Below are 10,471 nucleotides of genomic sequence, written 5' to 3' on the forward strand. Positions count from 1 at the left end.
AGCGATACAAAATAGATGATAAACGAAAGTGAAAATCGCTTTATCTGTGTCTTCTGGAGAATAAATACCGATAGGTTCGCGATTAAATGAAGGGTGATGATATAAACGATGGTTGCTTTTGTGTAAATACACAGCGCTGTGAAGATGATTATGAGTACTAAGTGAAGGTAGAAGAATAATTTGCGACGGATGAACTTCTCGCTGTATTCCACCACCTGGAGGTTGATGATAAAGGCAGAAAAGAATAGCAGGGCAATAATAACGTAGCCGATAATACTGTATTCGTTGATATCGTCGATGCGGTTAAGCTGGAAGGTGAAACTGGAATTTCGAATGAGGTTTTCAATCAAAAAGTTGATGGCCAGGTAGAAAAGGAGTGTAAAGGAGAAAGCAGCCACCAATTCAGCTACTTTACGAACCCGCGAGAGTGTAAAATCTTTGGCGAAGTTGAAGCTCCAGAAAAAGAGCAGGATACTAAACAGCAACAGGTCGCCCAGCGAGGGGAGCAGGGTTGAGTAGGCATAAAGCGATGGGCCAAATAAGTCAAAGAATTTGCAAATTCCGGGAAAGTGAAAAAGAATTCGAAACCAGTAAAGGCCGAACAATACCAAGCCCAGGATTAAAATTCGCAGGACGAAATGTTCATGCTTATAGAATCTGAAGATTTGCCGGACAAAAATCAGGAAACACAGCAGGCCCAACAGGAAGAATATAATTGGTAAAATAAGCGCTGGTTTGCTTATCTGATCCGAGTTGCCCGGAACCAGTGAAAAAAGAAAGGTCCCGTTGCTGTCGTGCACCGGCACTCCTAAATTTGTTTGAATGCTTTTGACTGTGTAGCTGGCCGGAATGTCGTAATCTTCGTCGAATTTATTTTGAATGAATTCATTTTCAATGGAGTAGTTGTCCTTGATGTGGATGAGCCCATAAATTGTATAGTTCCCGGCTTGCCGTTTGTCGAGATAAAAAATCCCGTTGGGTAGAAATACCAATTTTGAGGCATGCTCTTCGGTGTATATTCCGGCAAATGAGAAGTGGTTACTCGACCAAAAGACAAGCTCTTTACCCTGCGTGATTAAAAAACCCAATCCATCCTGTTTGTATAAAGGAAATAAACCCTTGAAGCTATTTTCGAGATTGCCGTCGAAATTGGGAGACTCGAGTGTTTCCGATATTTCGTCCAACTTCAAATTCAGGAGATCTAACCTTTCCTGAAAGACTTGTTCGAATTTTTGCTCAATGGACTGCTTGCGATCTTTCTGAATCGCAAATTCTTCAGAAATAACTCCGAAAACAATCAGGAGAACAGACAGAAGCAGGAATGCATATTTTTGCAGGGTCTTCATATTGGCGCTTTATTCGTGATGATAGGGTTCACCTTTCAGGATGGTTAATGCCCGGTAGAGTTGTTCACAAAAAATAAGCCGAACCATTTGATGAGAGAAAGTCATTTTCGATAAACTGATTTTGCCAGAGGCTGCTTGGTAAACCTGTTGTGAAAATCCATAGGGGCCGCCAATACAGAAAATCAGCGTTTTAAGCCCTCCCAGCATTTTCTTTTCCAGGTAATTGGCAAAATCAACCGACCGGAACTCTTTTCCTCGTTCATCCAGTAAAATGAGCTCGTCGCCAGGCTTCAGCTGAGCCAGAATTAATTCGCCTTCTTTCTCACGTTGTTGGTCTTCCGACAAGTTGCGGGTATTTTTAATGTCCGGAATGATTTGATATTCAAAGGGCAAGTAATGAGGAATGCGCTTTTGAAATAAATCGATGCCTTCGTTCAAATATTTTTTATCAGTTTTGCCTATAACAACCAGCTTTATCTTCATGGGTAACCGCGTTGGAAATTTGTTAACTTTACAAAGTTAAATATCTAAAAATACGATTTTCGGTCGTTTGGTACAATTTATGTTTCTTTAGAAATGTTCTGTTTTAAAAAAACAGCGTGATTTATAAAAGAAAACTATATTTATTGTAATTTGACCGTACGAACCGTACAAATTGGATGAAGAATGAAACTGAATTTTAGAAAGATAACCTTGGTGATTCTGGCTTTTGTATTCAGCACAATGCTGGGGATGGCTCAAATTCCGGATGATCTGGTTTTAAGCTTTAAGACCGGTAATGCGGTTACGTTATCGAGCTATTTTAACCAAAATATTGAACTGTTTGTTCTGGATCAGGATGATGTCTACAGCAAGGCACAGGCTCAGCAAATTGTTGCCAACTTTTTTAATCAGAATAAGCCAACAGGGTTTTCGATTATCCATCAGAGTGGAAAGGAAGATTCCAAGTTTGCCATTGGTAAACTAACAACAACGACAGGGGGCTACAGGGTGTCTTTTTTTGTGAAAAATGAAGACGGAAAACCGGTAATCCATCAATTGAGAATTGAAAAACAATAAGAATGAACAACCGGTTACATCGGTTCAAGCGTATTTTTTTAAGCTGGTTGATTCGTGCCCGTAAAGTGACCTTGCCGGGCTTTGACCGGGTACCACTTTACGACGTTATGTTGTTCTTCTATCGAAGTATTGAAAACGGAGCTATTACAACCAGGGCTTCAGCCATTGCTTTCAGTTTTTTTCTGGCAATTTTCCCAACTACGATTTTCTTATTTACCTTAATCCCGTATGTGCCTATTCAGCATTTCCAGGATGAGCTTTTTACGCTGATTCAGGGTGTCTTGCCGATGCATACTTTTGAGGCTGTAGACGAAACAATTCGGGATATTCTAACTCAGCCACGAGGCGGTTTGCTTTCCTTTGGTTTTTTTATGGGTATGATCTTCTCAACCAATGGACTGGTATCCATGATGAATGCCTTCGATGCCTCCTTGCATATTTTCGAAACCCGGCCATGGTACATGCAGCGGTTAATGGCTGTTGTTCTGCTAATGATTTTGGCCTTTTTACTCACTATTGCCATCAGTTTAATTATACTTGGGCAAATCGTAATTAATTACCTGTATGCCCACAGCTTGCTTGGTGGGGCTTTTGCCTATTACTCGTTGACGATTGGTAAATGGGTTGTAATTATTGCATTGTTCTTTTTTGCCTATTCATTTTTGTTTTACCTGGCACCTGCCAAAAAAATTCGCTGGCGCTTTATATCTGCTGGCGGAACTATGTCGACTATCCTGAGTGTGATTGTGCTTTTGGGCTTTAATTACTACATCACGCGGTTTAGCCAATATAACAAGTTGTATGGTTCTATCGGAGCTTTATTGGTTGTTCTTCTGTTGCTATATCTGATTTCGCTGGTCCTGCTTTTTGGTTTCGAGCTGAATGCCAGCCTGGCTGCTGCACGACGAACAGGGAAACGGTTAGTGAAAAAAGGCGAGGTGAAACGAATTATCAGACGGCGGTTCCGCATTAAAAAGCGGAAAGAGCATGACAATGCCTGTTAAAGACTTCCTGGTGGCCTTTCTAATAAACTTGAAAGACTGATTTATACTTAATCTGGTAAGATTGGAGGTAAATCCTTTGTTTTTCGATCGACTGTAATACAAAACCAGCAGAATCTAATTACTGATTTTGGTTGTACTTCATTTTCTTTTTTCTGTTGCTCATTCAGAGCAACCCTCGATTTCTGCTGAGCGACCCCTGAATTGCCCGGAGCGACCTCCAAAACATGCTGAGCAACATAAGAATCAGCTAGAGCAACCCCTGAAAGATGCTGAGCGGCATATGAATTGGCTTGAGCGACCCCTGAAACCTGTTGAGCAGCATAAGAACGACCAGGAGCAATGCTCCATCGTACTTATTTTCCCATTTTAAAGAGTAATTCTTTTTCTTCTTTGGTCAATGAGTCGTAACCCGATTTGCTGATCTTGTCGAGAACCCGGTTAATTTCGTCCTGTTTCAGGTTTTTTTGGTGATTATACTCCATATCCATATTTGAATTCGGAGCTTTTTTGTAGGTCACCTTTACGCGCTGCTTTGGCTTAAACAAGGTTTGCAGCTTTTCTGTAAACAGGGTAATTACAGCTGTCAGGTCGTGATTTTTACGCATGAGGTAAACAAACAGAAAACCCAAAAATGCACCTCCAAGGTGGGCCAGGTTCCCGCCTGCGTTCGATGTTGCAATTCCGATGGTGTATATGATGATTGAAAATAGCGCAACATGCTTCATTTTTACCTGCCCGATAAACATGAGGTTAATCGGATGATTGGGGGCGTAAGTTGCTACGGCAGCAATAATTGCCAATACCGATGCTGATGCCCCAAGTAATTGCGAAAAAGGTACTTTGCTGGCAAATGCCGGAAACAGGTTGTAGCCCAGCAGGAAGAAAATACCACCAAACAAACCACCAAGAATGTAAACACCCAGCAGTTTCTTTTCATCAAAATAAATCAGGAAAATTTTTCCCATCCAATAGAGCCACAGGATGTTGAAAAGGATATGCAGAAATTCGAAATGCAGAAACATGTACGTGAAAATCGTCCAGGGGCGCTGTAAAAGGGCATCTTTTGAAGCCGGAAGTGCCAGCCAGTTGATTAAGGTGAAGTTTTCATTCATCAGGAAGAAAACAACGTTAATCAATCTAAGTACTACAAAAACGGCAATGTTAACGTAGATGAGGCGAGTGAGTACTGAGCCCTTTCTGAACGACTCCTTTATTTCGTCTGTAATATTCATTTTAGAAGAAATGTTTACTGTTCTTATTCCAGTATTTAACCATCAAGTAACCAAACAAAGCACCTCCCAGGTGGGCAAAGTGAGCAATGTTACCACCAGAGTTGGTGAAGCCAAAGTAGACTTCAATTAAAATCATCCCGATAACGGCATATTTGGCTTTAATAGGGATGGGCGGGAAAAGTAGCATCAGCATGGTGTTGGGGAATAACATTCCAAAACCCACCAAAACCCCAAAAACAGCACCCGATGCTCCAACAGTCGGCACATTTAAAAGAGCATTCAGTTGGCTCATCAACGGATCAGTGTAGTTTTTTCCTTGACGCCAGATGTCAACACCTTGTTGCATGACCATGGTTACTTTATCCGGACTCATCTGTGAGGCGATGGATCTAAATTCCAGGTAATTCACAAAAAGATGCAAGGCTGCTGCCCCTAGTCCTGTTATAAAGTAGAAAATGAAAAACCGTTTGGGACCCCAAACATTTTCAAGAACGCGACCAAACATCCATAAAGCGAACATGTTGAACAAGAGATGGGTGAAACCTCCGTGCATGAATAAATGCGTAACCAACTGGTAAGGTTTAAATGCCGGCGAGCCAATATAATGCAACCCGAGTGTTTGAGTAAGATCAACGCCGCGCGTTTGCAGTACCCATGTTGCCAGTAGCATTAGCGTATTAATAATTACCAGGTTTTTAACAACCGGGGGAGTATTCGCAAATGGAGATCGCATGTTATTCATAGTCAAAATTTAGGTGATGGCTCACAAGAGCCTTGCCAAACTGTTTATATTCTTACAAAGAAAATAAATACAGGTCAAAATGTCACTTTAAGAGTTTTTCAAACTGATCGACCGGCATGATTGTTAACACTTGCTTGCCGGATGGGGAGAAGTTAGGTGTTGAACATGCAAACAACTGATCAATCAATTGGTTTAATTCTTCGTTTCTTAGCAGATGACCATAAGGTATTGCCGAAGCCACAGCCAGTGATCCGGCAATCTTTTCTTTTGCTTTTTCGTGCATATCAACAGCCGTATTTTTCAGGTCTTCCAATAAACTCTCAATAATTTCCAGGGGGGAGACATTTTCCAGAATTCCAGGAATCCCACTGATGATGAAGTGGTTTGTGTCACTTTCTTTGATGTCGAAACCAAGGGATTTTAAATTGGGAACGACTGAGCGCAGCAGTTCTGCATCCGATGCTTCCAGGTCGAAGGTATGCGGGAACAGCAATTGCTGACTGGCTATTTGTTGTTGGGCCAGCATAGCCATAAAGTTTTCAAACAGAATTCGCTCGTGTGCCCGTTTTTGGTCAATGACCATCAATCCCGATTTGACAGGAGTGAGAATGTATTTGTTCTTAAACTGAAAACAAGTGCGTCCCGGATTGACTTCTTCCTGCTGGATGGTTAAGCCGGTTGTTTGCTCTTGTTCTCCGTTATTTGAAAGAGCTGAAGTTGAAATGATCACTTCATTATCAGCACTTTCTTCATCTGCCGATTTGTTGAAGTCGCTGTAAAGCTTTTCCCAATGCTGTACTTGCTCATGTTTGTTACTCGTACTCGGGTAGCTCCCAATTGTTGTACCTCGTGTGCCGCCCGGATACGATTTTACTTCAACATTAAACGGATTGTAGGTTGGGTCAACTTCAATCTTCGGAGCTTCAATTCCTTCTCGGCTTTTTGGGGCAATCGGAATATCGATACTGCCGGCCTGGTCGAAATCAATCGATGGCATAACATTGAACTTGCCTAAGGCTTCGCGTACTGAGGCGTGAATAATTTGCCAGATTGCCGACTCATTCTCAAACTTAATTTCTGTTTTTGTCGGGTGGATGTTGATGTCGATACAATCGGGGTTAACATCCAGGTACAGGAAATAAGCGGGGTAACTGTCGGGTGCCAAAATTTTTTCGTAAGCCTGCATCACTGCCCGGTTGAAGAACGGATGCTTCATGAACCGGTTATTGGCAAAGAAAAATTGTTCGCCATAAGTTTTGCGGGCATACTTAGGTTGTCCCACAAAGCCTTTGATGTTCACGAGGCTGGTCTCTGTGTTTACCGGTACCAGGTTTTGGTTAATGCTTTTCCCGAAGATTGCAGCAACGCGTTTACGAATATTATCGCCGGCTGCCATCTCATAAATCGAATCCTGATTGTGAATCAGTGAGATGCCAATTTCCGGATTAGCCAAAGCAACCCGCTGCACCTCGTTGATGATGTGTTTCAGCTCGGTGGAATTTGACTTCAGAAATTTTCGTCTTGCCGGAACGTTATAGAACAGGTTTTTAACCAGAAAATTTGTTCCGTTGGCACAACTGGTTACTTCCTGTTTCAAAACTTTCGACCCCACAATGTTGATGAAAGTACCGACCTCCACCTCGTGTTGTTTGGTGTGCAGTTCAACATCGGCAATAGCTGCAATCGAGGCCAGTGCCTCGCCACGAAAACCCATGGTGCGAATGTTGAACAGGTCGTTCGCTTCGCGGATTTTCGATGTTGCATGCCTCTCAAAAGCCATGCGAGCATCGGTTTCCGACATGCCGCAACCGTTGTCACTTACCTGTACAAGTGTGCGACCTGCATCCTTAATGTTGATTGTAATTTGTGTAGCCCCGGCATCAATAGCATTTTCAACCAGCTCTTTAACAACCGAAGCCGGGCGCTGAATAACTTCGCCCGCTGCAATCTGGTTTGCTACCGAGTCGGGAAGCAGTTGAATAATATCTGACACAGAATTATTTTAAAATTTGAAAAACAGGTAAACAGCTAAAGTCAAAATCAGAATGAAAAAGATCAGACGTGTGTTTGAACGGCGTCTGGCATCTGATGCCGACTTTGAAAAGCCGCCCATATTTTGTCTGAATGTTCCGCGAATATTTGCGCGGTGATTGGGATCCCAACCTTTTTTCTCATTCATTCCTAATTCCGATTTAATCCGTTCTTCCCGGTCTCTCAACTCTTCCTTTTCCGCATCGTAATAGCGGGTTGTAATATGGAACTGCTTCGCTCTGGGAGTATGGAAAAATTTTCCAATCATAGTTTCTTCAATATTAGATTGAACAGCAAAAATACAAAAATCACACCAGACCATGAAGGCCTTTTCAAAACGGGATCAACTTTTCGGTAGATCGCTCTGTATCTGTTTGTACGGGCATTAGTTATCTTCGTTGAGCTTGCCGCCGCATTTCTTGCAATAGACTGCATCATTGTCATGCTGGTCGTGCAGACAATGCGGACACACCTGCGTGTTTGTATTACGTGCTCCACGAATAATCTCGGAGGTGACAATTCCTGTTGGAACAGCAATAATTGCATAACCGATAATCATGACCATACTCGCCATTAGTTGCCCAACTGGCGTCTGGGGAGAAATATCGCCATAGCCAACAGTCGTCATTGTTACAATGGCCCAGTAAATACTTGAGGGGATACTCTTGAAGCCATGCTCCGGGCCTTCAATCAGATACATGAGCGTACCAACTATAATGACCAGGTTGATAACGAAAAAGAGGAAGACAAAAATTTTCTCCCGGCTGGCCCACAGTGCTTTTCCCAGGTTGTTGCCGGCTTGCGTATAACGACTTAATTTTAGGATCCGGAAAACCCGCAGTAACCGAATGGCTCGAATAATCATTAAGCTGTGACTTCCGACCAGTACCAAACTGAGGTATGTCGGTAGTACCGATAGTAAATCGATGATGCCGTAAAAGCTGAGTATGTAACGCCAGGGTTTGTTTACAACAGCAACGCGCAACACATATTCAACACTGAATATGATGGTAATGACCCATTCAAATAGATGTAATGTTTCACCATATTGTTGGTTAATTCGGGGAACACTTTCCAGCATGACCAGGATAATACTGGCCAGGATGATGAGTAATAAACCGATGTCGAATGCTTTTCCTTTTGGGGTGTCAGCCTCAAAAATAATCTCGTAAAGCTCTTTTCTGATGGGCATATTTGGGTTTAAGAATGATGATTAAAGATACTAAAAACCTTCTTACTGATGAATTTGCGATTTACTGCTAATAGCTGTAAATTTAGATAAGATAAATAGAACTTGCGTAAAACCAATAAATCATGATGATTAAAGCTTTTGCATCGGCTGTTCATGGCATCGATGCTACAACAATAACGATAGAAACCGATGTTTCACAGGGGATTCGTTTTTCACTGGTAGGGTTGCCGGATAATGCAGTCAAAGAAAGTCAACAGCGCATTGAAGCAGCTTTGCGGCTGAATAACTATAAATGGCCGCGGCAGAAGATCATCATTAACATGGCGCCGGCTGATTTACGAAAAGAAGGATCGTCGTACGATTTACCCCTGGCAATCGCCGTTTTGGCTGCTTCCGAACAAATAAAAGCCGAAAAATTAGATCGTTTTGTTTTGATGGGGGAGCTGTCTCTTGACGGTACCCTTCAACCTTTAAAAGGAGCTTTGCCGATTGCAATAAAAGCAAGAGAGGAAGGTTTTGAAGGACTCATTCTACCCCGGCAAAATGCTCGCGAGGCAGCCGTAGTCGACAAGTTGAAAGTCTATGGTGTAGAGAATATCTTGCAGGTTGTTGATTTTTTCAATGATGAAGAAGAATTGGAACAAACGATTGTTGATACGCGCGAGGAATTTTATAAAATGCTAAATCATTCGGATCTGGATTTTGCGGATGTTAAAGGGCAAGAGAATGTGAAGCGAGCTTTGGAAATTGCTGCCGCCGGAAGTCATAATGTGATTATGATAGGTCCACCCGGTGCAGGAAAGACCATGTTGGCGAAACGAATTCCTACTATTTTACCTCCTTTTACTTTGCACGAAGCTTTGGAAACCACGAAGATTCACTCGGTTGTTGGCCGTATTGACAAAGATACGTCCTTAATGACTGAGCGACCGTTCCGGTCTCCCCACCATACAATTTCAGATGTAGCACTGGTCGGAGGTGGAACTTATCCGCAACCGGGAGAAATTTCGTTGGCACATAATGGTGTTTTGTTTCTCGATGAACTGCCGGAATTTAAAAGAACGGTGCTCGAAGTGATGAGGCAACCTTTGGAAGATCGCAAGATTACGATCTCCCGGGCAAAATTTTCGGTTGAATATCCGGCGAGCCTGATGTTGGTTGCTTCCATGAATCCCTGCCCTTGTGGTTATTACAATCACCCGACAAAAGAGTGCGTTTGTGCTCCGGGAATGGTGCCGAAATATCTGAATAAAATTTCTGGTCCATTGCTTGATCGTATTGATATTCATCTGGAAGTTGTGCCGGTACCGTTTAAAAAACTATCAGAGTTAAATGAGACGGAGAATAGTACTGCAATTCGTGAGCGGGTAATACAGGCTCGGAAGATTCAGTCGGATCGGTACAGGGGAATGGATGGTATTTTTTGTAATGCACAAATGTCGTCTCGCCAAATTCGAGATTATGTACAGCTTGATTCTACCAGTAATATGCTGCTAAAAAACGCGATGGAGCGTTTAGGACTTTCTGCTCGTGCCTACGATCGTATTTTGCGTGTAGCCCGCACGATTGCCGATCTGGAAGCTTCCCCTTCAGTTGAAAGTCATCATATTTCCGAAGCTATTCAGTACCGCAGTTTAGATCGCGAAAGCTGGGGAAGTTAATTCGGAGATCGACTGTTCTTTTTCAGAATTTCTGTTCATTTTAATCTATGCGAATCTATTGAGCAGCTTCTTTTTCTTAAATTTGGTCGGTTCATGTAACTGACAAAAACATTTTGACAGCTTTTCGGTTACACATTTAAGTTATAAACAAAAAGATATGGTAGATAGATTGTCCGATCCAATAGGTCGGTTGATGGGTTTGCG

General features: G+C 42.4%; 10 protein-coding genes. 3 read left to right on the forward strand and 7 right to left on the reverse strand.

Annotated features, from left to right (window positions below; all coding sequences use genetic code 11):
- Positions 1–1,346: hypothetical protein (locus AC37HE_RS09005; protein WP_500782498.1), on the reverse strand; the 1,346-nt coding region annotated here is incomplete at its 3' end.
- 9 nt (positions 1,347–1,355) lie between these two features.
- The gene (rlmH, locus tag AC37HE_RS09010) at positions 1,356–1,829 is read right to left on the reverse strand and encodes a 23S rRNA (pseudouridine(1915)-N(3))-methyltransferase RlmH (protein ID WP_500782499.1); all 474 of its coding nucleotides are present in this window, start codon (positions 1,827–1,829) and stop codon (positions 1,356–1,358) included.
- A gap of 183 nt (positions 1,830–2,012) precedes the next feature.
- Between rlmH and AC37HE_RS09015 the strand changes: the two genes are divergently transcribed.
- Positions 2,013–2,405, forward strand: a complete 393-nt coding sequence (locus tag AC37HE_RS09015) for a DUF4783 domain-containing protein (protein ID WP_500782500.1) — start codon at positions 2,013–2,015, stop codon at positions 2,403–2,405.
- 2 nt (positions 2,406–2,407) lie between these two features.
- Complete coding sequence (locus AC37HE_RS09020; RefSeq protein WP_500782501.1) at positions 2,408–3,409, forward strand: YihY/virulence factor BrkB family protein; 1,002 nt, start codon at positions 2,408–2,410, stop codon at positions 3,407–3,409.
- Positions 3,410–3,762: 353 nt separating this feature from the next.
- Here the strand turns inward: AC37HE_RS09020 and AC37HE_RS09025 are convergent, their stop codons facing one another.
- The 5 genes from AC37HE_RS09025 to AC37HE_RS09045 form a co-directional block, all read right to left on the reverse strand.
- A complete protein-coding gene (locus AC37HE_RS09025) occupies positions 3,763–4,641 on the reverse strand; it encodes a rhomboid family intramembrane serine protease (RefSeq protein WP_500782502.1) in 879 nt (292 codons plus the stop codon).
- A gap of 1 nt (position 4,642) precedes the next feature.
- Positions 4,643–5,383, reverse strand: coding sequence for a rhomboid family intramembrane serine protease (locus AC37HE_RS09030; RefSeq protein ID WP_500782503.1), 741 nt, complete (start codon positions 5,381–5,383; stop codon positions 4,643–4,645).
- 82 nt (positions 5,384–5,465) lie between these two features.
- On the reverse strand, positions 5,466–7,376 hold the full coding sequence (mutL, locus tag AC37HE_RS09035) for a DNA mismatch repair endonuclease MutL (RefSeq protein ID WP_500782504.1): 1,911 nt from the start codon (positions 7,374–7,376) through the stop codon (positions 5,466–5,468).
- 9 nt (positions 7,377–7,385) lie between these two features.
- Positions 7,386–7,682: a hypothetical protein gene (locus tag AC37HE_RS09040; RefSeq protein WP_500782505.1), complete on the reverse strand. Its 297-nt coding sequence runs from the start codon at positions 7,680–7,682 to the stop codon at positions 7,386–7,388.
- A gap of 117 nt (positions 7,683–7,799) precedes the next feature.
- Entirely contained in the window at positions 7,800–8,606 is an 807-nt protein-coding gene (locus AC37HE_RS09045) for an ion transporter (protein ID WP_500782506.1), read from the reverse strand.
- A 122-nt stretch (positions 8,607–8,728) separates the two neighbouring features.
- Between AC37HE_RS09045 and AC37HE_RS09050 the strand changes: the two genes are divergently transcribed.
- Complete coding sequence (locus AC37HE_RS09050; RefSeq protein WP_500782507.1) at positions 8,729–10,267, forward strand: YifB family Mg chelatase-like AAA ATPase; 1,539 nt, start codon at positions 8,729–8,731, stop codon at positions 10,265–10,267.
- The last annotated feature ends 204 nt before the right edge of the window (positions 10,268–10,471 follow it).

The organism is Mangrovibacterium sp., from assembly GCF_059905295.1.